The sequence below is a fragment of the Streptomyces sp. TP-A0356 genome (assembly GCF_001417775.1).
In the GTDB taxonomy this organism is placed as follows: Bacteria; Actinomycetota; Actinomycetes; order Streptomycetales; family Streptomycetaceae; genus Streptomyces.
Window position 1 is genome coordinate 224,435 of record NZ_BBZJ01000014.1, and the last position, 23,946, is coordinate 248,380.

Annotated in this window: 17 protein-coding genes, 1 tRNA gene and 5 pseudogenes; 14 read left to right on the forward strand and 9 right to left on the reverse strand. The window is 68.4% G+C overall.

Annotated features, from left to right (window positions below; all coding sequences use genetic code 11):
* Positions 1 to 31: 31 nt before the first annotated feature.
* The 3 genes from ASC56_RS07040 to ASC56_RS07050 form a co-directional block, all read right to left on the reverse strand.
* Positions 32 to 664 (reverse strand): ScbR family autoregulator-binding transcription factor, encoded by a 633-nt coding sequence (locus tag ASC56_RS07040; RefSeq protein ID WP_055490354.1) that lies wholly within the window; start codon positions 662 to 664, stop codon positions 32 to 34.
* 60 nt (positions 665 to 724) lie between these two features.
* Complete coding sequence (locus ASC56_RS07045; protein ID WP_055490355.1) at positions 725 to 1,981, reverse strand: cytochrome P450; 1,257 nt, start codon at positions 1,979 to 1,981, stop codon at positions 725 to 727.
* Positions 1,982 to 2,171: 190 nt separating this feature from the next.
* Positions 2,172 to 2,864: a ScbR family autoregulator-binding transcription factor gene (locus tag ASC56_RS07050; RefSeq protein ID WP_055490640.1), complete on the reverse strand. Its 693-nt coding sequence runs from the start codon at positions 2,862 to 2,864 to the stop codon at positions 2,172 to 2,174.
* A gap of 249 nt (positions 2,865 to 3,113) precedes the next feature.
* Here ASC56_RS07050 and ASC56_RS07055 point away from each other — a divergent pair, with 249 nt between their 5' ends.
* Positions 3,114 to 5,384 carry an acyl-CoA dehydrogenase gene (locus ASC56_RS07055; protein WP_267887606.1) on the forward strand — a complete coding sequence of 757 codons (2,271 nt, stop codon included), beginning with the start codon at positions 3,114 to 3,116 and terminating at the stop codon, positions 5,382 to 5,384.
* A gap of 426 nt (positions 5,385 to 5,810) precedes the next feature.
* Positions 5,811 to 5,883: transfer RNA gene (locus ASC56_RS07060), tRNA-Arg, on the forward strand.
* 90 nt (positions 5,884 to 5,973) lie between these two features.
* Here the strand turns inward: ASC56_RS07060 and ASC56_RS07065 are convergent.
* The 3 genes and pseudogenes from ASC56_RS07065 to ASC56_RS07075 all read right to left on the reverse strand — a co-directional run.
* Positions 5,974 to 7,098, reverse strand: a complete 1,125-nt coding sequence (locus ASC56_RS07065; RefSeq protein ID WP_055490356.1) for a tyrosine-type recombinase/integrase — start codon at positions 7,096 to 7,098, stop codon at positions 5,974 to 5,976.
* Positions 7,098 to 7,310 (reverse strand): excisionase family DNA-binding protein, encoded by a 213-nt coding sequence (locus ASC56_RS07070; protein WP_055490641.1) that lies wholly within the window; start codon positions 7,308 to 7,310, stop codon positions 7,098 to 7,100. The genes ASC56_RS07065 and ASC56_RS07070 overlap by 1 nt, the downstream gene beginning before the upstream one ends.
* A pseudogene (locus tag ASC56_RS07075) lies at positions 7,310 to 7,885 on the reverse strand (replication initiator); the annotation flags it as partial. The pseudogene ASC56_RS07075 and the gene ASC56_RS07070, both read right to left, overlap by 1 nt.
* Here ASC56_RS07075 and ASC56_RS07080 point away from each other — a divergent pair.
* From ASC56_RS07080 to ASC56_RS07110, 7 genes and pseudogenes are all read left to right on the forward strand, one after another.
* Positions 7,886 to 8,011 (forward strand): annotated as a pseudogene (locus ASC56_RS07080) (GntR family transcriptional regulator); the annotation flags it as partial.
* Positions 8,012 to 8,078: 67 nt separating this feature from the next.
* Positions 8,079 to 8,204 (forward strand): annotated as a pseudogene (locus ASC56_RS41675) (GntR family transcriptional regulator); the annotation flags it as partial.
* Positions 8,205 to 8,755: 551 nt separating this feature from the next.
* On the forward strand, positions 8,756 to 9,133 hold the full coding sequence (locus ASC56_RS07085; protein ID WP_159039603.1) for a hypothetical protein: 378 nt from the start codon (positions 8,756 to 8,758) through the stop codon (positions 9,131 to 9,133).
* 936 nt (positions 9,134 to 10,069) lie between these two features.
* Positions 10,070 to 10,588 carry a SigE family RNA polymerase sigma factor gene (locus ASC56_RS07095; RefSeq protein ID WP_055490360.1) on the forward strand — a complete coding sequence of 173 codons (519 nt, stop codon included), beginning with the start codon at positions 10,070 to 10,072 and terminating at the stop codon, positions 10,586 to 10,588.
* Complete coding sequence (locus tag ASC56_RS40520; RefSeq protein ID WP_159039604.1) at positions 10,585 to 11,625, forward strand: hypothetical protein; 1,041 nt, start codon at positions 10,585 to 10,587, stop codon at positions 11,623 to 11,625. Before ASC56_RS07095 ends, ASC56_RS40520 begins: the two co-directional genes overlap by 4 nt.
* Before the next feature lie 1,128 nt (positions 11,626 to 12,753).
* Positions 12,754 to 14,595, forward strand: a complete 1,842-nt coding sequence (locus tag ASC56_RS07105; RefSeq protein ID WP_055490362.1) for a trypsin-like serine protease — start codon at positions 12,754 to 12,756, stop codon at positions 14,593 to 14,595.
* A 669-nt stretch (positions 14,596 to 15,264) separates the two neighbouring features.
* Entirely contained in the window at positions 15,265 to 15,927 is a 663-nt protein-coding gene (locus ASC56_RS07110; RefSeq protein WP_055490363.1) for a hypothetical protein, read from the forward strand.
* A 490-nt stretch (positions 15,928 to 16,417) separates the two neighbouring features.
* On the opposite strand, the gene ASC56_RS07115 is transcribed toward ASC56_RS07110, so the two are convergent.
* Both ASC56_RS07115 and ASC56_RS07120 read right to left on the reverse strand, forming a co-directional pair.
* The gene (locus ASC56_RS07115; RefSeq protein WP_055490364.1) at positions 16,418 to 16,771 is read right to left on the reverse strand and encodes a hypothetical protein; all 354 of its coding nucleotides are present in this window, start codon (positions 16,769 to 16,771) and stop codon (positions 16,418 to 16,420) included.
* Between the two features lie 215 nt (positions 16,772 to 16,986).
* Entirely contained in the window at positions 16,987 to 18,462 is a 1,476-nt protein-coding gene (locus tag ASC56_RS07120; RefSeq protein WP_055490365.1) for a helix-turn-helix transcriptional regulator, read from the reverse strand.
* Positions 18,463 to 19,461: 999 nt separating this feature from the next.
* Here ASC56_RS07120 and ASC56_RS07125 point away from each other — a divergent pair.
* The gene (locus tag ASC56_RS07125) at positions 19,462 to 19,986 is read left to right on the forward strand and encodes a hypothetical protein (protein WP_055490366.1); all 525 of its coding nucleotides are present in this window, start codon (positions 19,462 to 19,464) and stop codon (positions 19,984 to 19,986) included.
* A 338-nt stretch (positions 19,987 to 20,324) separates the two neighbouring features.
* Here the strand turns inward: ASC56_RS07125 and ASC56_RS07130 are convergent, their stop codons facing one another.
* The gene (locus ASC56_RS07130; protein ID WP_079102340.1) at positions 20,325 to 21,164 is read right to left on the reverse strand and encodes a site-specific integrase; all 840 of its coding nucleotides are present in this window, start codon (positions 21,162 to 21,164) and stop codon (positions 20,325 to 20,327) included.
* A 255-nt stretch (positions 21,165 to 21,419) separates the two neighbouring features.
* On the opposite strand from ASC56_RS07130, the pseudogene ASC56_RS37635 reads away from it, so the two are divergent.
* The 4 genes and pseudogenes from ASC56_RS37635 to ASC56_RS07140 all read left to right on the forward strand — a co-directional run.
* Positions 21,420 to 21,584, forward strand: a pseudogene (locus tag ASC56_RS37635) (winged helix-turn-helix domain-containing protein); the annotation flags it as partial.
* Positions 21,584 to 22,129, forward strand: a pseudogene (locus tag ASC56_RS41680) (transposase). The pseudogenes ASC56_RS37635 and ASC56_RS41680, both read left to right, overlap by 1 nt.
* A gap of 40 nt (positions 22,130 to 22,169) precedes the next feature.
* Positions 22,170 to 22,718 (forward strand): AAA family ATPase, encoded by a 549-nt coding sequence (locus tag ASC56_RS07135; protein ID WP_199835936.1) that lies wholly within the window; start codon positions 22,170 to 22,172, stop codon positions 22,716 to 22,718.
* Between the two features lie 120 nt (positions 22,719 to 22,838).
* Positions 22,839 to 23,696, forward strand: a complete 858-nt coding sequence (locus ASC56_RS07140; RefSeq protein WP_055490369.1) for a sugar phosphate isomerase/epimerase — start codon at positions 22,839 to 22,841, stop codon at positions 23,694 to 23,696.
* Positions 23,697 to 23,946 lie beyond the last annotated feature (250 nt).

The window sequence follows — 23,946 nt, forward strand, 5'->3', positions numbered from 1 at the left end:
CGATCCCGTCTGCCCCGCCCCGCGATCCGTATCAGCTCGCCTCCGCTCTTCTCCCCGCGGCCACCACGCCCCGCACGGCCGGCGCCGAGGCGATGCGAGGCAGCAGCAGCACCCAGAAGCGGGTGAGCGTACTGCGGGACAGCCAGCGCACGTCGTGCCCGCCGAGGGCGGCGAAACCGACCGTCGCGCCGACCACCGTGGCCACCAGGTCCCGGGGCGCGACATCGGAGAGCAGCCCCTCCCGCGCGGACCTCAGGACGGCGTCCTCCACCCACGCATGCCACAGCTCGTACAGATCCTCCCCCGAACGGGCCCCCTCCCCACCGTCACTGAGGTCGAATCCGGCGCGCAGGACGACATCGTGACCCAGGCCCTGCAGGAGGGCATGGCTCGTGTCGACGAGCATCTGGAGCGAACCACCGAGGTGCGGCGCCGGCCGCTCTCCGGCGGCGATCCGCCGGAAGCGCTGGGCCGCCGCGTCCCGCACCGCCGCCGCGAGGGCCGCCTTGCTGGGGAAGTGGAAGTGCAGCGCACCGTTGCTGACCCCGGCTCTGGCGCTGATCGTCGACAGCGTGACCACCTCGAAGCCGTCCCGGCTGAAGAGCTCGGCGGCGGACTCGATCAGAGCATTGCGCGTTCGAACCGCGCGTTCCTGCTTGGCCATCGGGAAGCTCCGTTGCTGCTGGGGGTCGGGAGCTTAACAGACCGCACGTGCGGTTTTCTATCACGCGTCCAAGGCCTCCACCGGACGAGACAGCCGCAGCACGACGGGCAGCGTCGCATACCCGTTGACGATGAAGGACCTCACCGGCTCGACCCCATCCAGCGGAAGAACAAGCTCCAGATCTGGGAACCGACGGAAGAGCGCCGCCAGCGCGACGGTCGCCTCCAGCCGGGCCAGCGGCGCACCCAGACAGCGGTGCACCCCGAACCCGAAGGCCAGGTCGTCGCGTCGGCCGGTCCTGAGCACCTCGAAGACGCCGACGTCGTCCCCGTACGCCTCGGGGTCCGAGGCCGCACCGGCGAAGGAGACCAGAATCGGGTCGCCCTTGTTGATGCGCACGCCGTCCAGTTCGATGTCCTCCACGGCGAAGCGCATCGGCGAGTAGGCGGCGGGCCCGTGCGTGCGCAACGTCTCGGCGACCACGTCGGACCAGTCGGCGCGTCCCTCCCCCACATGCGCCCGCTGCTCGGGGTGGGAGCACAGCGCGGCGATGGCGTTGGTGATGAGCGTGCAGGTGGTCTCCTGGCCGGCGGCGATCATCAGATAGAGCGTGCCGAGGAGTTCCTGCTCGGTCAGCCGGCCGTCGTCGCCGTCGTGGACCTCGATCAGCGCGGTCGTCAGATCGTCCCCCGGCCTGGTCCGCTTCCCGGCGGCGAGCTCCGCCAGCTTCCCGTAGACCCTCCCACGGGCCGCGGCCATCTCCTCACCGGAGACCGCCGTGCCGAACACCAACTCCAGGTCCGCGCAGATGGGTTGGCGCGCCTCCTCGTCGACCCCGAACAGCTCACAGATCACCCGCATCGGCAGCACCTTGGCGAACCGCTCCCGCAGATCGACCGGTTGGCCCTCCGGCACCGCGGCCAGCCCGTCGAGCAGCCCCTCGGCGAGCTCCTCGATCCGGGGCCGCAGGGCCTCCGTGCGCCGGGCGGTGAAGGCGGCGGCGACCAGGCGACGCAGCCGCGCGTGGCTGTCCCCGTAGGCGAAGAGCATGTTCTCGTTCGCCACCCAGGGGTACAGCGGCCACTCCTCGCCGATGCGGCCCGCCATGAAGTCGGGCCAGTGCTGCCGGGCGTCCTTCGACACCCGCCGGTCCATGAGGAGCTGTTTCACGTACTTCTGCCGCACGACGGCCCAGGCGCGCACCCCGCCCGGCAACTCCACCTCGACGGCGGGCCCCTGGGACCTCAGCCTCGCGGTCTCGCCCGCCAGATCACGCCCGGTCACATCGAGGGCGTACGGGCACCCGGTCATCTCCATCCGTGCACTCCGTTCCATCCGTGCACTCCGTTCGGTTGGTCGATCCGTTCGGCATTCGCCGCGGCGCCCGGCCCGGCGCACCACGGAGGAACGCATACGCGGTTACGGAGGAGACACAGACCCCCTCCCCCACCGGGACGGCACCGGCACCCGCCCGGCTCACCTCACCCGGCGGCCCGCACCGGGCCGGTCACTGCGCCGCCTCGGCCGCTTCCGTCTCACGCTGCCTCAAGCTCAGGGCGGCCTCGTACACCTTCCGGCCCCGCTCCGGGGAGAAGTCCAGGCGCACCAGGACACCCGGCACCGCGACGGAAGGCATCAGATAGCGGTAGAGGTCGGCCACCCGCTCGGCCAGATCCGCCCGCTCGGTCATGATCCGCGACAGGACCTGGACACCGGTGAACGCGCCGACGAACAGCCGTGCGAGCGCGGCGACATCGGCGTGCGGGAGGATCTCCCCCCGCACCTTGGCCTCTTCGAAGACGGAGCGGGTGTGCTCGGTCCACGCCTGCATCGGCACCCGCCGGTTGAGATGGTCCTTGGGCGACCCCTGGTCCACGGTCAGGCGCACGCTGCCCTGGACCATCGGGTCGCCGGTGTCCTTCCTGAGCAGATGGGCCAGCAGCAGCGCCTCGTCCAGCGACTCCTGCAGCTTCAACTCCTGCTCCGGGACACGCGGGAGCGAGGAGACCTGCGCGGCCAGGACCGCCTGGGCCAGCTCCTCCTTCGACGGGAAGTGGAAGTAGAGGGCGCCCTTGGTGACCCCCGACCGCTTGAGCACGTCGGAGATCGTCGCCGCCTCGTACCCGACCTCGTCGAACACCTCGGCGGCGGCGACCAGGATCGACTGTCGCGTCCGAATGGCCCGCTCCTGCTGTGCCACCAGCACCCTCCGTACCGAGCGGTTCGCGCCGAGTGCGACGCATGCAACAGGACAATAAAACCAGCCGAACGGTTTTTCAACCCTGAAGCATCCGCTCCGCAAACCGCCCAGACGTCCTCAAATGCCCTTATCAAGAGCCCTGTATGGACCGCGAGGCGCGCCAGAGGGGGCTTGAAAACAGAACCGGGTGGTACGTATCTTCAGCCCCGTGCCTCACACCTGACCGAACCCACACCAGGGGTAAGCTCGATGACTATCATGACGTCCGGGGTGCCCGCCTTAGGGGCTCACGTACCGCACCAGGCCGACCCGTCGGACCTGACCGGTTCCCCGGCCCCCTCCGCACCCGCCCTGGAACACCCGGTCGCCGCCCACCTGGCACACCTCCTCTTCGAGGGCGCGGAGCGCGACCGCAGGCATGGCACCTGGCGCGCGATGATCTCGGGCCACGCGTTCTCGTACCGCCCCGACCTCTCCCCGGCCGACCGCGCGGCTCTCTCGTACGACCGCCTGCGCCTCCTCAACGGCGTCCTCGACGACCCGGCGCGCTTCGCGGCAGACCCGCACCGGCTGGCCGCGCTGCACGAGTGGATCGGACCGGTGGACGGAGGCCTGACCACCCTCGCGAGCATCCACTACAACCTGTTCCTCGGCAGCCTCGTCGACCATGACGACAAGGGCCGGGACCTGTCCGCCTTCACCTCGCTCCAGCGCACGGGAACGTTTCTGTGCACGGAGCTGGAGCACGGCAACGACGTGGCCGCGATGGAGACCGTCGCGGTCCACGACCGCACGAGCGGCGGCTTCCACCTGCACACGCCGACGCCCGCCGCGCGGAAGTTCATGCCCAACACCAGCCTGACCGGCGGCCCCAAGACCGCGGTCGTCGCGGCCCGTCTCATCCTGGACGACGAGGACCAGGGCGTCTTCCTCTTCCTCACCCCGCTCAGCGACCACAACGGACACCTGCCCGGAGTGACGGTCCACCGGCTGCCGGAGCGCACCGGCACCCCCGTCGACCACTCCCTCACCTCCTTCGACCACCTGTGGCTGCCCCGCCAGGCGCTCCTGGAGGCCGAGCACGGCCGCCTCGACCCCGACGGCACGCTGACCAGCAGCCTCGGCAACAAGCGCAAGCGGTTCCTGCGCTCCATCAACCGCGTCACCATGGGCAAGCTCTGCATGAGCGCCGGGACCCTGGGCATGGCGCGCGCCGCCCTCACCATCGCGGTCCGCTACGCCCACAGCCGTCTCGTCGCAGGGCCGAGGCCCGGCGAGCGCATACCGATCGCAGCCCACCGCAGCCACCACACCCGGCTGCTCGACGCGCTGGCGACGGCGTACGCGATGACGTTCCTGCACCGCACGGTGGTGGACCGGTTCGCCGCGCACACCGAGGAGGACCGCGAGGAGATCGAGCGCCTCGCGGCGATCGCCAAGGGCTGGATCACCTGGCAGGCACGGGACATCACCACCGAGTGCCGCGAACGCTGCGGCGCGCAGGGCCTGTTCCCCGCCAATGGCATCGCGGACCTGCCCGCCAACATCGAGGGCGGCATCACCGCCGAGGGCGACAACCTGGTCATCTGGGTGAAGGCCGCCTCCGAGATGGTCTTCGGGCACCGCTCGGCGGCACCCGACGCCCTTCCGGCCGGCGACCTGACGGACCTCCCGTTCCTGCGGGGCCTGCTCGCCCAGGTCGAGGCCATCTGGCAGGCGCGGGCCCGCACGGCCCTGCGCGAGGGCCCGTCCGGCGACCCGGTCGGCCGCTGGAACGTCACCTCGTCCGCCGCCCTGGAGATGGTCTCCGCGCACGCCCGCCTGCGGGCGGCGGACGCGTTCGCCGCCGCGGCCGAACAACCGGCGGACCCGAGGGCACGCCGACTGCTCGGCTCCCTGTGCCGCCTGTTCCTCCTGCGCCAGATCGACGCTCACACCGGCGACCTGCTCGCCGACGGTCACATGACTCCGGATCAGGTACGGGCGCTGCCGAAAACCCTGGACACACTCGTCGCCGACCTCGCGCCGCACATGATGACCCTGGTCGACGCGTTCGACTTCCCGGCAAAGATGCTGTCGGCGATTCCGATCGCGAGCGGCGGATCGATCGTACGGACGATGCGGGAGGGCGAGACGGGGACGCGAGCGGAGACGGAACCGCCGCTGGGGGCGGTGCCTGGGTCGCTGCCGGGGGCGGGGTCTGGGTCGCTGCCGGGGGCGGACGCGGGGGCGGTGCCTGGGTCGCTGCCGGGGGCGGGGTCTGGGTCGCTGCCGGGGGCGGACGCGGGGGCGGTGCCTGGGGCGCTGCCGGGGGCGGACGCGAGGTCGGGGCCTGGGGCGCTGCCGGGGGCGGACGCGGGGTCGGGGCCTGGGCCGCTGCTGGAGGCGGGCGCGAGGTCGGGGCCTGGGCCGCTGCTGGAGGCGGGGGCGGGGTCGGGGCCTGGGGCGCTGCTGGAGGCGGGGGCGGGAACTGGGTCGCTGCCGGGGGTGGTGCCTGTGCCGGAGCGGGGGTGGCGCTGAGGTGGTGGCGGGGCCCGAGCCGCGGCCGTCGGTGGTGCCGGGGCACGAGCAGCGGCCGACCGTCCGTGGTGCCGGAGCCGGGGCAGGGCCTGAGCCGCTGCTGGTATCGCTGTCGGTGCCGGGGCGGGGCTGAGCGTACGGCGCCCAGCCTCCACCGGGGGCGGCGGGCCGGAGCCCGTAGCCTGCGGATCCGATCGCCGGGAGGGCCCGTCGACCACATCCCGACGGGCCCCGGCCTGCGCGACGGCCGGGCGGCAGGGGTCCCGACACGGCTTCGACCGGGTACTGGGCGGCATGGAGATACGACTCCGGCAGATGTGGGGCGACCACCATGGAGGGCATCCGCTAGGCTGTCATCGGTCGGTTGCCACCCGCGACGCCCTCACAGGGCGCGCCCAGGCCAAGCCGACCACCGGATCAAACCCCGCCTTCGTAGCTCAGGGGATAGAGCACCGCTCTCCTAAAGCGGGTGTCGCAGGTTCGAATCCTGCCGGGGGCACACGACTAAGGGCCAGTTCAGGGGCGTAATCCCCTCGAACTGGCCCTTTGCCGTGATCACGGCCGTGCCACGCACGTGCCACAAGGTCCGCTAGGAGTCCGCATCACCCCGTTCCCCGCGGATCATCGAGCCGAGCCGATCGGCGATCTCACGGTCACGTCCGTTGACCATGTGCTGATAGATCAGCGCGGCGCGGGGCGTGCTGTGGCCCATCCTGGTCATCAGCTCACGCAGGCTCGCCCCGGACGCGGCGAGGGTGTTCCCGGTGTGCCGAAGATCGTGGAAGTGCACGTCTGTCGTGATGCCTGCCTTCTTCCTGGCTCTGATCCAGTCGTCCCGGAAGTTGCTGCGGCGGAGCCGACCGCCCTGGGGACCAAGGAAGACGTGGCCGTCACGGCCGGGGCCGGCGTTGTCGTCGAGGTGGCGCTTCACGTCCGGAAGGAGTTCGGTCGGGACGGCCACCGGGCGGACGCCGGCGTCGGACTTGGGGGCCTTGTCGAAGAGGGCGCCCGTCTGCATCTCGGCTTGTGAGCGCTGGACCATGAGTACTGAGTTGTCCGTGTCGACGTCCCGCCGGCGGAGTGAGGCCAGTTCCCCGAAGCGCAGGCCGGTGAAGGCGGCGAGGAGGACGAGCAGCCGGTAGCGCGGGGTGATCGCATCGGCCACGGCGTACACCTCCGCCACGGTGAGGACGGGCCGCTCTGGCACGTCGTAGCAGTCGGCGCCCTTGATCCGGCACGGGTTACGGCGGATCAGCTCGTCATCAACGGCCGTGTTCAGGATGGCCCGCAAGATCTGGTACGCCTTGACCACGGTCGGCTCACCTGTGCGCGTGAGGCACGCCGTACGCCAAGCCCGCACCTGTGCCGTCGTGATCGACGACAACGGACGTTCACCGAAGGCCGGCAGGAGGTAAAGCCGGATCACCGACTCATGGCGCTCGCGCGAACGGGCCGCAAGCTTGCGGTCCTTGAGCCATGCCGTGGCGTACTCGCCGAAGTGAACCTTGCCCGCGTCGGGGTCATTCCACTGGCCACGGGTGATGTCTGACTCGATGAGGGTCAGCGCGACCTCAGCATCGGTCTTGGTGGCGTAGGTCTCCTCTGCGCTGCGAAGCTGACCCGTGTGCGGATCACGGTAACGCGCCTGCCAGCGGCCGGACTTGAGCTGTCGGACCGAGCCGAACCGGCGACGCCTGCCCTGGTTATTCGCCATCAGGCAACCCTCCTCAGTGCGGCGCGACGTACGGCCACCGGCTGAACGGTGTGCTCAGCGACGTAGGCGGACACCGCGCTCTCCGGGATGCGGACATGCCGCCCGACCTTGACGAAGGTGATCCGACGCTCTTCGATCAGGCGTCGGGGGAAGCGCACGCCGGTGCCGAGGACTTCGGCGACCTGCTGAACGTTGAGAAGTCGATCCACGATCACCACTCCCCCGAGATCTCGTGTTCGTACAGGTCCGCATGCACTGCGCGGGCGGTTTCGCGGTTGAGCTGGATGTCCCGGCGGATGTTGGCGGCGAGCCAAGATTCACCGGGCGTGTAGCCGTGGCCGGCGTAGGTCCAGTGGGCGAGAGTGAGCGTGGTTGCCTCCGCGTCATCGGTGTCGGGCAGACCGAGGGCGGCGCGTTGTTGGGCGGCGCGGTAGTCGGCGCGGGTCTGGCGCAGGGCGCCGACGGTGGTGGAGTAGCGGCGGGACTTGGTGGAGAAGTGGCCCCGGAAGCCGAGCATGTGAGCCCAGTCCCGCAGCTTCCGGTCCGGGTAGAGCGCGTGCAGGTCGAGGCACGCGGTGATGAGCCGGGCGGGGTGGTCTGGGACGCCGAGCAGGGCGAGCGCCTCTCTGTTGCCGATGCGGCGGTCGACGGTGCCGGTGGTCTCAGCCGCTTTGGTCGCGTACTTGGCCACGTAGGAGGCGACGGCCTGTTCGGTGATCTCCTCACCGTGGCCAAAGGCGCCGATCGGCTGGACGTCGAGCTGTGTGCCCCACCGCAGGGTGCGGGCTCCGCCGGCACTCCGGTCATCCTCATCTGCCGGACCGCGTTCGCGGATGAGGGGCGCCCCGTCGAGATCAACGAAATGACGCTCGATGCCGCCTCCTACATCCTGGAGTACGACTTCGACGCGTAGACCCCGCGCGAGCTGTTACAGGTTTCTCTACCTCATCGAGCTGTGTGCCCCACCGCAGGGTGCGGGCTCCGCCGGCACTCCGGTCATCCTCATCTGCCGGACCGCGTTCGCGGATGAGGGGCGCCCCGTCGAGATCAACGAAATGACGCTCGATGCCGCCTCCTACATCCTGGAGTACGACTTCGACGCGTAGACCCCGCGCGAGCTGTTACAGGTTTCTCTACCTCATCAAGCCCCGGCTGCGCTCCGCTCCGCCGGGCGCGCTTCCCGGCTCCGCTGCGGGCGACGCTCCTGCCTCCGGCCCGCTCCGCCCGCGCTGCGCCGACGCGCGCCCACATGTGGATAGGGCCGGTGGCCATGAGTCGATCACCGCATAGAGCGGCCACGGTCAAGGCCATGCCTCCGGCGGGGGATCGGCCGGCACCGGGATGGAGGGGGCGCCGTCGCCGACCGCGGGCCGCGTAGTGGCGTGCGTGGGATGCTCCCATCCCGTCCACCGTCGACCCAGGCAGAGCCGAGCAGACGCGGCCCAGGGGCGTCAAGGTCGTTCGTACAGTGGCGCGCTCCACCTTGACGCCCCTGGACCACGCCTGCTCCACGGTGTGTGGGTCGACGGCGGACGGGATGGGAGCCGGGGGTGGTTGCTGCCGGAGGCAATAGCGAGCACACGGCTGTCCCGCCGGTGAGGTGTCGATCTATTCTCAAGCGAGCCGTGTGCAGGGGGACGATGAGCGGAGTTGGCAAGTGATCGGGGGCCTGATTGCGCTAGCCGTGCTCGTGGCGCTGGCTGTCCGGTACGTCGTGGTGGCCGTCCGGCTCTGGAGGCATCCCGAGCGTGCTTCCGAAGCCGCGCGGTCGTTCAGTGTGAGAGGGGCGCCAGGGTGGGTCATCACACGGGGCATCGTGGTCGTGGCGGCCCACTTCGTTTTGATGGCCATCGCGGTGATCGCGCTGGGAACCGCGGTCACGCAGACGCAGAAACCGGCTGAGCCGTGGTGGGCGATTTCGCTGGTGGCAGGCGGCGGGGTGATCCTCTGCTGGCTGCTAATCACCCTGATCGGGGTCTTCAACAGGCCGCGTTTCCTTGTGGTTCCCTACCTCAGAGACAAGCGGCGACTGTGACGCAAGAAACAGCCACCCTTGGGAAGCCCTGGCCCTCACGTGCCCCCTGCGTGCCCGATCCAGCAGCGCCGCACAGGGAACAACGGGGAGTCACGGTGACCGGTCTGGGGACGCGCACGTCAGCGTCTTGCCATCTCAGACAGCATCCCCATACGCGATCTTCCAAACTGGTGCTGCCGGGTGGATGGCCACCCTGGTCAACCAGCCAGCACGATTCGCACTTTATGTGAACAGTGCCGAGGCAACCCAGAGAAGGATGAACCCAACGGGAATGGTCGCGAAGGCCGTACCGACGGACAGACATCCGTAGGCGAAAATCTTCGAGACCTTGTGGTTCTGGGCACGGAACGCAGCGAAGCAAATGAAGCAAATGATTGCGAGGCAAGGCAGGAAGACGAAGAAGATACCCAGCGCTCGCACGCTTCCTCCCCCAAGTCACAGGATGCGCAGTACAGCAGGAAAGTACAGCAACCACCGTAACCGTGGCCGTCCACCACTGGCCCCGGGACCACCGCCTTACCTGCCGAGCAGATCTCAACAACCGTCCAGCCCGTAGTTCGCATCGAGGGGGCACACCGAAAGAGCCCCGCTCGGGCCGTCTCTGGGCCGTCCGGGGGCGGCCGACGACGACAGATGACGACAGCCGACGACAGCCCTTCCCCTGCTCAGCGAGGGTGGTCTGCGCACCGGCGCAGGCGCCCATCAGCGAAGCACAGTTGAGGAACCACTGAGATAGGCCGCCTGCGGTACAGCACAGAAGTGGCTGAACTGAAGGCGGGGTGCAGGCCGGCCCGCAGGTGAGCGATGCAGGAGTACGTCGGCGCGCGCTGAGCGTGATCCCACGCGATTTCGACGTGGCATGCAACCAAAAGAAGGCTCGCGCGCATTAGAGGATCGAAGACGGACGTGAGATGACCGAGAGGGGCGTGGGCGCGGATGGCGGAGCGCAGACGCGACGCCGAGTTCACCGAGTATGTCACCGCGAGGAGTTCATGGTTGCGTAAGGTCGCCTACCTGCTGTGCGGGGACTGGCATCACGCTGACGACTTGGTGCAGACGACCATCACCAAGCTCTACACCAACTGGCGTCGCGCGGAAGGGATCGAGAACGTCGATGGTTATGCCAGGGCGATCCTCGTCAACACCTTCCTGGCCGAGCAACGGTCCATGTGGGGTCGGCGGGTCGTCCTGCGGGCAGCCGACGATGATCCTGCTGCACTGAGTCCCGATGTCGACACCGCGCTCGACCTGCGTGCGGCGCTGGCGCGTCTTCCACCCCGTCAGCGGGCCACCGTGGTCCTGCGCTACTACTGCGACCTTTCGGTCGAACAGGCGGCCCAGGCAATGAGCTGCTCGCCCGGGAACGTCAAAAGCCAGACGTCACGAGGCATCGACGCGCTACGTCGCTTCCTCGAAACCCGTCCCGTCGCTTCGCCAGAGGGGGCCCAGCAGTGACCGGAGACACCATCAACCTCGCAACACGACTTGAACATCTGACACAAGCGCCCGCACCGCCGAGCAGTATCGACATCGCCAAGGCTCGCGTGCAGGGGCGGCGACGCCTACGCCGACGCAGGGCCGCATGGCTAGGAGCCACCTCCTGCGCTCTAGCCGTCCTCCTCTGCGTCATCGCACTGCCAGGCCACGGCGCCACGCTGCTCAACCCTCCGGCGGATGGCACAACCGGCACACCTCCCTCCACGGGCGCCACCAGCCACGTTCCACTGGTCGCCCCCGCCAGCTTCGGCTGGCTCCCCGCGTCGATCGCCGGGGTCGGCTACACCGAGGGCTCCGAGACAGGATTGCCGGGCGCGACGGCCCAGGCTCTTGGCCGGGGAATCTCGGCCCCGCGCATCCTGCTGAGCCTTTACCCGACCGGAGTGACACCCAGTCTCGGCAGATTCGCCGGCGGCGCCCGCCAGCTGAAGGTGCCCGCCCCGTCCGTCCATGGGCGCACCGCGTACTGGCTCACTGACGACAGTGCCAATCCCACCGACCAGCGTGCCGGATCAGGCACGCTGCGGTGGCAGACGAAAGACGGACGATGGGCCCAGATCATCGCATATAACCTCACTACCCCTGACATTCAGGGCACATTGCTCCGGGTGGCAGATGGGGTCGCCGTCGGCGATACGGCCGTACCCCTGCCTCTGCACATCAGCGGTCTGCCCGCGGACTTCCATGTCAACGAGGTCGACCTCGACCGACCGGATCTCCCCGGTCACGGAGCCTGGAGACTGTGGATGGTCTACGGCGCCAGGGGCGGCGCCAAAGACGCAGACGTCTCCATCGTCGTCCGTCCAGCGGAAGGCGCTCCAGGCCCCGACCCAGGCTCGACCTGCACCACGGCCAACAAACTGAGCCTGTGCATCGCGGTCGACCGCGGCCCGATCCCCTCACTTACCGCCATCGGTGGCATCCAAGGACTGCAACGCCGTATCACCCTGCTCGGCACCGATGAGCACAACTGGACCGCCAGGGTTATCGGCTGACAGCCGCGCCGCCCCACCCGCAACGAGGGACGGGACGGCACACCCAGGCGACAAGAGTCCAGCGCCTTCTTTCCCCATGCGGGCAACCGGTCCGACTTCCCCGATGAGCGCCACCTCCCCTCTCCCGTCGCGGGGAAAGTGATCGGCCGCGCTGACCACAACTGCCAGATCCGACTGAGGCTCAACGAGTAGGCACAGACCGGACTGTGGTCGGCGCCAGATCGCACCAGATAGAGCGGTGAACCACGGTCAACAGCGGCGAGATCGGCATGCGCACGAACGCCGGTCTCGCCGCTGTCCGTGCAGGACGACGACAGTCCTTCCCCTGCTCAACGATGGTGGTTTGGGTACCGGCGCAGGCGCCCACCAGTGAAGCAGAGTTGAGGAACCCTGAGATAGGCCGCCTGCGATACAGCACAGAAGTACAGCAACTGTGGAGACCTCAGGTGACCGCCCTCGGCCGCTAAGAACCCCGTGACCGGCTCAGGAGACCTCAGCGCACTACCCGCCCGTAGTTCGCATCGAGAGGGTCACCGGTGCACGGCCCTGTGCCACTCTCGTGCCAGAACGGGCGGGGAGTCACGGGGAGTCGGGGTGCGCAAGGGTACGGCCGCCGGACTCCGCCCAAGATAGGGAACCCGCAGCTCAGGCCCGTGACCGCCCAACCTCGCTCCTAAAGCGGGTGTTGGGTTGCTGATCAGCACATCTCACCGGCTACAGGACAACACGATTGGTCAGCCGAGCAGACCTCAACGACCGCCCCGCCCATAGTCGGCTTCGGAGAGCACACCGCGACACCCCCGCCCGGGCCGTCTCTGGGCCGTGCGGGGGTCGCAGGTCGCAGCGTTGGTCGATCACACGGCCGCAGGTCAGAGACCCCGCCCTTCACTTCTTCGGCTACTGGTCACACTCCACGGCGCGTGACTCGCCCGCTGTGCCGCCGCGGCCGTTCAAGCGAGAGACGATGTGACCGGTGGTGTTGCCAATGTTTTGGATAGTGCAGGGCAACGGCGAGAAAATTAAAGACTTCTGTGGTGCATGAAACTGGTGAAGATCGATGAGCCGGAAGTACGATCAGCCGCTTTGTTCGATGCCACCCCCCCAGCATCTTCATCACAGGAGACATAAGTGTCCTCTGCCCACAGAGGCGGGAAACACCGTCGCCGGGGCCGGATAGCCGTACCTGCCGCTGCCGCCACGCTGCTCATCGGCGGCGCCGGTGCGCTCACCATGGCGCCCGCCAACGCGGCACCACTACCGACGGACATCGGCGTCAACGGCCACAGCAGCGTCGGCAAGTCACAGCTCACCGCCCGCGTGCACGGCGCGATCACCGCGCCGGCCGCCAATACCCCCGCAACCCTGCGACCTGCCGCGAGCACTGGCGCGCCGTCCGGCACCACCACCAGTCCGAAGCCGCAGCCGTCGGCCTCCGGCACTGCCGACACGCAGATCATCGGCGGCACGACCACCAGCATCTCCACAGTTCCGTGGATGGTGCAGTTGTGGTACTACGACGACAAGGGAACCACCGACACCAGTGACGACGTCGGCTTCTTCTGCGGCGGAACCGTCGTGTCGCCCACGAAGATCCTCACGGCCGCGCACTGCGTCTCGGGCTACGACTGGCACAACAACGGCTCCATCGTCTACGGCACCGACCAGTTGCCGACCACCGACTCGTCGACCAACACCACCGATCTCCACGGCGGCACGGTGACGGGCGTGTGGCGGCAGTGGAACGATCCTTCGTTCAAGATCACCTCGAACGGCGCCGCCGTCAACGACGTCGCCGTGCTGACGCTGCCCAACCGGATCAGCGCCAAGCCGCTACCCATCACCACCTCCGACGACACCACGTCGTACAAGACGGGCACCCAGGCGCAGATCTACGGCTGGGGGCGCACCAGCTCCACCAGCCAGGACATCTCGCAGACCCTTCGCAAGGCCACCGTGCCGGTGAACGGCGATTCGACGTGCTCGGGTTTCTACGGCAGCGACTTCGTGTCGGGCGCCATGACCTGTGTCGGCGCGTCGGCCAGCGGTTCCGACAGCGGCACGGTCGCCACCTGCAACGGCGACTCCGGCGGCCCGCTGGTCGTCGGCGGGCGCGTCGTCGGTGTCGTGTCGTGGGGCGTGCAGGACTGCGTGAGCCGGGGCTCGTACAGCGTCTTCACCAAGCTGAGTACGTACGTCGGGGCGGCCGAACCGCGTATCGATGACACCGACCTGAGCGGTGACGGCCGCGCTGACATGTTCGCGATCGCCTCCAACGGCCAGGGCTACGAGTACGACTCGCGTGGCAAGTCCTTCGGGTCCCGGGTGTCCCTCGGCGACTGGAGCGGGGTCAACCTGGTGCGCCAGGCCGACCTGGACCGCGACGGCTACGCCGACCTGCTGGTACGCACCACCGACGGCACCCTGTACTGGCAGCACTACAACCTGTCCACCGGCAACACCGACGTCACCAAGCTCGGGTCCGGCTGGAACGGCATGAAGGTCATGCTCGTGCCCGGCGACGTGACCGGTGACGGCTACCAGGACCTGCTGGCCGTGGACTCCAGCGGCAACTTCTGGCTCTACCCGGGCACCGGCCATGGCAACTTCGGCTCGCGCGTCAAGCTCGGCTACGGCTGGAACATGTACGGCGCCAACGTCTTCGGCAAGGGTGACTTCACCGGAGACGGCAAGCTCGACCTGCTCGCCCAGGACTCTTCCGGCAACCTGTGGCTGTACAAGGGCACCGGCAACCCGACGGCCCCGCTGGCGTCCCGCGTGAAGATCGGCTACGGCTTCCACTACACCGCGTACGTGATGAACGGGGACATGACCGGCAACGGCCACTCCGACCTGATCGCCCGCGACAGCAGCGGCAACCTGTGGCTGTACGAAGGCACGGGCAACGTCTCGCACCCGCTGGCCTCCCGCGTCAAGGTCGGATACGGCTACAACGGCTACCGGCTGAGCTGACCGACCCTCAGGCGGAAGGTCAACCCGCACCCGGACGACGGGCCCACGTGCATCCTCACCAGAGCGTATGTGGGCTCGTTCGCCCCAGCGCCCCAGCCAGGCAGCCGCTGCCCGCAGAGCCTCGATGGCGTCCACCGGTGCCACGTACCAGGAGCCTCCGTCGACCTGCCGTGCTAGCGCGGAAGCCGCCGTCACCCACGCGCGCCGAGCCGCCCAAGCTATACAGCAGAGAAGTACAGCAACCCCAACGACCGCAGGTGATACTCAACAGCCGTCTACGGCCGGTTAACCAGCCCAGCACACCTCAATGACCACCCAGCCGATAGTTCGGGGCGGAAAGGTCGCGTGCCACCTCCGTTTTGGATGCAGGCGACAGGAGCGGGCAACGGGATGTCCGTTCCCACCGCAGGGGCGCCTGCTTCCCCGGACCATTCCTCCCGCGCCGTTGCCATCTCGTCGCAGCCGGGGCCCTTGACACGGGGGTGCCACGCCCGTCCACTGTCACTGGGCGATCGGCAGGGGGACCTGATGGGCTCAGATGCGGACGAGACGAAGCAGACTTCGGCCCCTCCCTCGGAGGGTCCGGCCCGAGCATCCAACTGGACTGACGACTGGGGTCGACGAGCGCTCCACTGGGGTGCCTGGGCGGGAGTCACAGGCCCCATCCTGTTGATCATCTATTTCGCCGTCCCGGCACTGGCCGGCTGGCCCTACGCGGGCGCCTCACCCCATCAGCTGATCAGCTACGCGAACAGCCACACTCTCCTGTTCTATGCGGGCGGGTGGCTCCAAGCCACCGGCGCGACGCTCAGCATCCTGTTCTTCCTAACCCTCCTGAACCACAGCGGCACCGCACGACAGATGGCCGGGCTCGTCACCCTCGTGGGCTGCGCTGTGCTGCTCGCGGTCGTCCTCATCGAAGCTGCGTTCCTGGAAGCGGTCCCTGCAGCCGCTCACGCGAAGGACCCGGCCACCGTCGCCACTGCTTTCGCCCTGAGCAACGGAGTCTTCGCGCGCATCTTCCCCCTGGCGCCCGCCCCGCTGCTCTTCATCGGCATCGGGTACGCCTTGCGCCCCTCCGTGCTGCACAAGCAGTATGCCAACTCCGCCAAAATCGTTGCCGCACTCTTCGTTGTCGCGGGCATCGCGGCTGTCTTCGGCACCCCCGGGCTCATCTTCGCCATTGTCATGTCGGTCGTGCAGGCCCTCTGGATTCTTACCGCCGCCGTCGCCCTCGGCGTCTCCTCACGCCGCACCCGGCAGGCATTGGGGAATGCGAGCCATCGGCCACCTCGTGCCACCGCACATCCCCAGGCGCCGAACGGTGGCTGAGGGCCAGTGGCCCGTACCATGAGAGCAATCGCCGTCACCGCCGTCGCCAGCTCGTCCAGTGATGCGGGCTGACATCCATCCTTGACATCAACGATCGCGGACAGCAACGCACCCAGGCATGCAACCAGAGCAGCCCGCTCGCCCGGCAAGACCCGGCATCCCTGCCACGTCCCAGGGGTGGATCGAACTCCTAAAGCGGGTGTCGGTTGCCTAGTTGTCCTGGTCTCTGTCCAGTGCGCCCACGGACAGCACCGTTCACCGCCGTGCGCGCAACCCCCTGACCTGCCCTATGAACCCCTGCGAACGCCCCCGGACGGCCGCGCGGACAGTTGGAAAGCGTGCACCTGTCCAGCATGCAGTGAAGATACGGCGCGGGCGACGGTCACGCACCGTGTCCACTGGCCACGACCCCAGCGGTATCTGCGTCTCGTCTCCCGATCCATCATCTGTCATCTGCCTGTGGGAGGTTGGTGGCTTCTTTGAACTCTGACTAGGCGCGGGTGACGCTGACGCCGCCAACCAGGCCCCAGGCGTCGATCCGGACCGTCGGGCCACCCGGCTCACTCGGGCCATCGTCCTTCACTCCGCCCAGGCGCAGCCCGTGGACCTCCACCCGGACATCGCGGCGGACCTTGAGGCTGACGCCGCCGATCAGGCTCAACTTGGTGATGCGCAGCTCGGTGCCGTCCGGGATGTCGATGTCCGTCAGATCGACGTCGGCACCACCGATGAGGGAAGTGGTGACGGTCCTCTCGTGAAGGGTGGCTCCTGCCAGGCGATGACCGCCGATCAGGCTCACCTTGATGTCGGTCTTCTGTGGGTTCTCCCCGTTGCTCTTCGTCATGGGAAGTACCGTACGGACGTCGACCCGCGAGCCCCAGTGCTCTGCATCCGGTATTGCATATGACAGGTGTCATGCCTGAGCCGACACCGAACCTGAGTGGAACGCGGCGGGCGTTCCTGGCCGAAGCGGCAGCAACCGGCCCCTCCAGCAGCATGGGCCTGGGTGACGGGGAACGGTCACATCGCGAAAATGGCCCGAGCAGCTCCCACGTTCCCTCAAGAGTCGGTGGGTACCCACTGACGCACACCGTGGTCGTTCGTGCCGTACCAGTAGTGGGGCAGGCCCTTGATGCTGCTGGTGCGGAACGGGTGGCCGTGGTCGTCGATGCGGACCGTGCCGGTGCGGCCCTGGGATGACCAGTCCAGTTCCAGGTACCAGTTGCAGTCGTAGGCCTCGGTCGTCGCGGTGACCTGCAGCACCTCCGGGTCCTCGGCGGAGACGCGGTAGGGGAACTGAACCGCGGGGACGGGCTTTCCGCTGTCGTTGCCGGGGCGCGCGTGGGCGATCGGGCGGTCGACGTCCAGGTTCACGGAGAAGTTGCGGGGCGGCAGATCACTGCCGCAGCCCTGGCCCATGGCGTACGCGTTGCCGGTGACCGGGGTGCCGCGGCTGACGATACGGACCCGGAGGGCCGCGAGGACCACGGCCGTGGACGACTTCCCCTGCACCGAGATCTGCACCGTCGTCTGCCGCCCAGGTACCGCCTGCTGCGTCGCTGCCCACACTCCGGCGTCCTGCTCTACCGGCGGCGGGGGCACCTGGGCCGGCTCCTTGCCGATGACGTAGTCGTGCCCGCAACCGCCGTCCCAGATCCGCGAGTCGGCGGTCCACGCGAGCGGCACACCGGTTGGCACGGGGGCATCGCTCTTCGCCTCCGCCGACGATCCGCCCTTCGACTCGGGGCTCCCTGAAGCCCGTACTCCTGTGGAGGGCGAGGCCGAAGAACGGCTGCGGGAGGGGCTGGCCGCAGTGGCCGAGGGGTGGTGTGACGTACCGCTTCCTGTCGTACGGGACTGACCGGGGGCTTTGGCGGAGTTGTCGTGAGACCGGTCGGCCGACAGCGCCGACATACTGCCCAGCGTCACCAGCAGTACGGTCGCCGTGGCTGCGCCGACGACGGTACGGCGACGGCGGTACCAGGGCCGTCCAGTTGAGCGGACCGCATCCCACTGGGCCGTCGACTCGCAACTGCCCGGTCCGGGAGCGTCGGGAGCAGCCAGTGCGGCGTCGGGGGCGCCCGCATCGAGTCGCGGTGGTGAACCGCTCGTGCCGCCCCCGTCACCACCGATGCCGTCGGCGCCACCACCCACACTGCACGTGCTGCCACCCGCACGCCCCGCCGTCCGGCTATCCGGACCCGAAGCCCGCTCGTCCCCTGTCGGCTTCAGTGCTCCTTCGGTCTTTGTCGGCTCCGCTGCCTCCTCACCCGCCCTCGGCCTCTGTCGTGCCGTCACCGCGAGCAGCCACAGGCGGTGCAGATCGAGGCGTTCCTCCGGTGTTGCTCCACAGAAGGCAGCCAACCGCTCCACCGGGGCGTAGTCCTGCGGGACCGTCTCGCCCGCGCAGTAGCGGTGCAGCGTGGAGGTGTTCATACCGAGACGGCGGGCCAGGGAGCCGTAGCTCCGGTCCGTGCGGTCCTTCAGCCGGCGCAGCAGCGCCGCGAACTGCTCGACGTCGTCCTCGGTCGACATCGCTCCCCCAACCTCCCACGTTTCCCCGTATCTCAGGCGGTCCATATACCTGCACGTCAGACGGGCTGGGATGGTTCCACCCTCGCCGGGCGGCCGTCCGGCGTTGCGCCGAGCCGTCGTGACGGCTGATGCTCTTGGTGTCGCACCGACCAGGACCGGACCGACCAGCCGGCGACGGGCGACAAACGACACTCATCCACTCATCCACGGGAGACACCCATGCCCCAGCGCACCCGAGCAGGCCCGCCCCTCGCACTCGCCGTCACGGGCTCGCCCTCGGCACGACGCTCGCCACACTGGCAAACGTCGCGGCCAAGGCGTCGGCTTCCTCACGGCGGCCCAACTCCCGTCGTATCCAAGCTCGTCCTGAACGGTGGGCAAGGTCACCGCCTGCGTACCGGAGGCGGTGGAACAGGACCGCTGTCTACGCATGGCGCTGGGCGGCGACAGCCCGGACCTGGTACCGGGAGCTCCGCACCGAAGTCGACAGGAGCGACCGTCCGTCAGGTCAGAGTGCAGTTGTCCAGGACGGCTGTGGCGAAGGGGCGCTTCTGGCGGCCGCGCAACGACACCAAGTCCTGTGCGCACGTATCGAGAAGGATGGCCCGGAGACCGAGGCCACGCTGAAGGACTACGGCACGCTGCCTGTCGAGGACAGCGGGCACGGCCACGGCCTGCACACGGTGAAGGCCTTCAAGAAGACGGCCATCACGGGCCGTGGACAAGCTCCGCTGACCGCATGACCGAGGCCGCCCTCCGCCACGGGGGTGGGGAGGGCGGCCAATCGACCGCTGACAGGGTCATTCGGCGCGATTCCGCAGGACTGGGTGTCGTCGATCGCGCCCCGAGCCGCGGCAGGGGGGAATGGGTCCGCGCAGCGGATGTTCATGACTCCGGGCAGCGCTCGCTGACCCGAAAAGGCGATAGCCACACAACGGCCCCGACACGAAGACACCGGGCCGTGAGCAACCACATATGGACCAGAAAAGGAAGATGCACATGAACAGGAAGTCCCCCGCACAGCGCCGTCCGGGCCGCCGCGCGGCCGTCGCCGCCGGCCTCGTCCTGGCTGTCGGACTCGGTGTGTCGACACAGGTGTCGGCACAGGCATCCGTCCATGCCCCCGCAAAGTCGTCCGCCGCCGCACCGCAGTCGGTCAGCGGCACGAGCGGCCAAGTGGTGACCCGGGTCGCCGACTTCTACGGCGCGTACATCGACGCGATCGGCGACTACACGGACCCGGACGCCACGCTGGAAACGGTGCTCCGCAAGCACTACCTGACGCCCGACTTCGCCAAGCGACTGGCGGCCTGGGAGAAGAAGCACGGGGCGGACGGTGTCCTGCGTGCCCAAAACGTCCCGCGGAACTGGACGGTGACCGACAACGGCGCCGTGGGTAACGGCCATGAGGTCGTCGTCACCCTGACCTTCGGCAGCGGGGGGACGACGCAGAAGATCAAGCTCTTCGTGCTGGTGGAGCGGTACAACCACATCGTCGATATCGGCACCACGAGCAACCGCTGACAGCGGAGCCGCTCCGCCACCTTGCCAGCGTGGGCGGCATCCTGGCGATCAAGTCAGGCATAGCGGCTACGTTGCAACCAGTGTTCGGTGGGGGTTGGTGATCGGTGACGGAGCTAGCTGACATCCACGTCTGACATCAACGGCAGCAGACGTAGGCACCCCGTGGAGACCTTTCGTGGCCCACCCCCACATGAGCCGCCACGAAGTCCCTACCTGGCGATCGAACTCCTAAAGCGTGTGTCGCAGGTTCGAATCCTGCCGGGGGCACAGAGAATCACCAGGTCAGAGCCTGTGTGAGCATGAGGAAGGCCCTCCGTGAAGATCGCGGAGGGTCTTTCTCATGTGTGCTGGGAACGCTCTGGGAACATGCCGTCAGGCGGCCGTCTCGCCGGGAACGTCGGGCTCCTCGGCTGGTCGCCGGAGACGTCGGGCACCTCAGGCTCATCGCCGGGAGTGTCCGGGTCAGGCGCGGTCTCTTCTGGGCTTCCGGCGCGTGGTACGAGGGCGATGGGAGCGTCCGCCTCTGCCTTGTCGAACTGCGGCTGTACTGAGGTGTAGGTGTCGGCCGTCAGCGAGTAGCTGCTGTGGCCGAGGAGGGCTTGGATCTTCTTCATGTGGATGCCAGCGGTAAGGGAGAGGGTCGCCGCGCAGTGGCGGAGATCATGGAGCCGGACCGGCGGCAGATCCAGCTTCTTGATCAGCCGTTCGAAGACCTGAGACAGGTACTCGGGGTGGTAGGCGCGGCCGTCCTCCCAGGTGAAGACGAGTCCGGTTTCCTGCCACGGGTGCTTCTTCTCGGTCTTGCTGTTCGGCTCGTCGGCCCGGTTGGGTCGCTGTTGGCGTTGCCGCCATTCCTCGTATGCGCGGTTCCACTCCTCGCGCTCTGTCTCCTGGCGCTGCTGCCAGAGGCGGAGCAGTTCGTGGGTCTGGGAGTCCAGGGAGACGGTGCGCTCCCCGCTGTCGCTTTTGGGTGTGTCTTCCCAGACCTCGTAGGAGGCGGCGACGAGTTGTTCGCTGATGTGGACGGTGCCGATGGTCAGGTTGGTCTCGCTCCAGGGCAGGCCGGCGACCTCGCCGCGGCGCAGGCCGCCGAAGACCATCAGGTGGAACATGGGGTAGAGCCGGTGTTCGGCGACGGCGTCGAGGAATGCGCCGGTCTGCTCGGGGGTCCAGACCAGCGCAGCGACGGGCGTTTCGCGAGCACAAGAACTCGGTGCTCAATGGCACCACCGTCATCTCAATCCCGCCCGCAAGACCCGAGACCTTGTCCGTCAGCTCCAGGCTCTCGGCCACCAAGTCACTCTCACACACCCGCAGCCTGAACCTTCCGTATCCGCCTCGGACGTCCGTTCTGCTTCGCAGAACGGACCCTGCCGCCTGCCTGGCCAAGGTTCGATTCTCCCTTCAGCATGACGCTTTCGGCGATCGCGCAGATGCTGCACCGGCACGGCTTCAGCCACCAGGTCCCGGCCCGCCGGGCGGTGGAGCGCAACGATAAGGCCGTCACCGGCTGGGTGAAGGAGACCTGGCCCCAGGTGGAAACACCGTGGCGGCGCTCGGGGCCTGGCTCTGTTTCGAGGACGAAGCCGGCTTCTCGATGGCGCCGCCCACCACCGGGACCTGGTCCCGGCGCGGGCACACCCCCTCATCCGGGTTCGGGGCCGCTCTCAGCGGCGCATCTCCATCGCTGCCCTGGCCTGCTACAAGCAAGGTGAACGCTCACGCCTGATCTACCGGCCCAAAAGGCACGTCGACCACAAACGCGGTGGGCGGCGCAGCTTCGCCTGGACCGATTACCGCGACCTACTCATCGCCGCCCACCAGCAACTCGACGCCCCCATTGTGGTCGTCTGGGACAACTTGAACGTTCACAAGGACGCCCGGTTAGGGACGTTCATCGAGACCCATGACTGGCTCACCTGTTACTTCCTGCCAGCATGCACCCGATCTCAACCCCGTTGAAGGCATCTGGTCACTACTGCGACGCAGCAGCCAGGCCAACACCGCCTTCACCTACCCCAACCACCTGATGCGAGCCCTCCGGCACAGCCTCCGCCAGATCCAGTACCGCAGCAACCTCGTCGACGGATGTCTCGCCGAAACCGGCCTCACCACAACGACATCACGCCAGCAAGCTCAGTAGCGGATCGCGCGAGGCGGTCGTCAGCTGGCACGCTGCCCTCATGAATCACGCAGAAGTGCTGCTCATCGGTGGGCGGGCTGGTGTTGGCAAGACGACGGTGGGGTGGGAGGTTTCGGCTTTGCTGCGCGATGCGGCGGTCTCTCACGCTGTCATCGAGGGTGACTTCATGGGGCAGGTGCATCCGGCACCAGAAGGGGATCCTCACCGCACGGAGATCGTCGAGAGCAACCTGACTGCCGTGTGGGCGAACTTCGCCCAGCGCGGCTACCGACGTCTGATCTACACGAACACCGTGAGTGTGCTGCCAGAGGCGACGGGCATGTTTGAGCGTGCCATGGGCGCCGGGGTGCGGATCATACGAGTCCTGCTCACTGCCTCCGATGCCACAGCCCGCGCGCGGCTGGTGGGACGGGAACTCGGCTCGGAGCTGGATCAGGAGCTGGAAGGCAGCGTCCGCAAGGCACGGCTTCTGGACCAGCGGGCCCCGTCAGAGGCCGTGCGGGTGGTGACGGACGGACGGCCTGTCGTGGACATCGCTCGAGAGGTGGTGGCCGCCACCGGTTGGACCCAAGCCTCACTCCGATCGTGATCGGCGGAGACCGCTGCCTCTTCCGCCCCCGCCGATCCCGCCCCCGGTCCACGGCAACTGAGCCTGCGCTAACGGCTCCTGATTGTCCCCTCACCCGCGCCACCGAAGGAGAAGACGGCCATGGACGCACGCCCACCGAGCACGCTCGTACTCAACCCCGATGAACTCGGCCCCGACCCGGCACCGGGTATGGACCTGGCGGTGCAGCTCGGCATCGGGTACCTGGAGATCCGCTCGGCCGATGGCGCCAACGCGGTGACGCTGCCTGTCGACCGGCTGCGATACATTCGCGCCTTGGCCGACGAACGGGGCTTGGCGGTGGCGGCGCTGGCATCGCCGCTGTGGAAGTGGTGCCGGCCCGAGGCGACGCCCGGGAGGGTGGACACCTTCGGCTTCCCCACCCAGATCCCGCCCGAGGAACGGCTGGGCTGGATCAAGCGGGCCATCGAGGCCGCGCGGATTCTCGGTACCCCGGTCGTGCGGGTCTTCTCTCACCTGCGCGTCGAGCCGCACCTGACTGAGTATCTGCTCGGAGACCCGCTTCTGGACAAGGCCCTTCAGGCGGCGGACGCCGCCGGGGTGCGGCTGCTGCTGGAGAACGAGCCGGTGTGCACCGTCGCCCACACCGAGCCGCTACTGGAAGTCCTCGACCGGTACCACAAGCGGGGTCTGGGGCTGTGGCTGGACGTGGCGAATCTCTACGAGGTCGGACAGGCCACGCCCGACACGGTCCGCGCGCTGGCGCCATATGTGGGCTACGTGCACGTCAAGGACTACCGGCCCACCGACGATGACAGGCGGGCGTTCTGTCCGGCCGGTGAGGGTGTAGTGCCGTACGGCGAGTTGCTGCCGGTGCTGCATGCCGCTCGTCCGGCGCTGCCGTACGCGCTGGAGACTCATGTGCGCGACACCCCCGCCGACGCGCTCACCGCCGGGGCGGCATTTCTGCGCTCGGCCGTCCCGGGCGGCGTCGCATGAGGCGGGTACTCGTGATCGGGGGCCGGTGAGGTTGGCGCCAAGCTCCTTCGGAATCCGATGGCGCGATGCAGCTCGTGCGTCAAGAACTACCGGGTGCATGAAGTGACGCTGTCCGACCGGATCATCGCTCTGTCCCCGCTGCGCTTGGACGATGCGGAGGCGCACCTTGCGGGGGGGGATGAGCCGCTGGTTCGCTGGCTCAGCGGCGGTCCCGGCACACGCGAGGGCGTCGAAGCGTACATCTGGCACT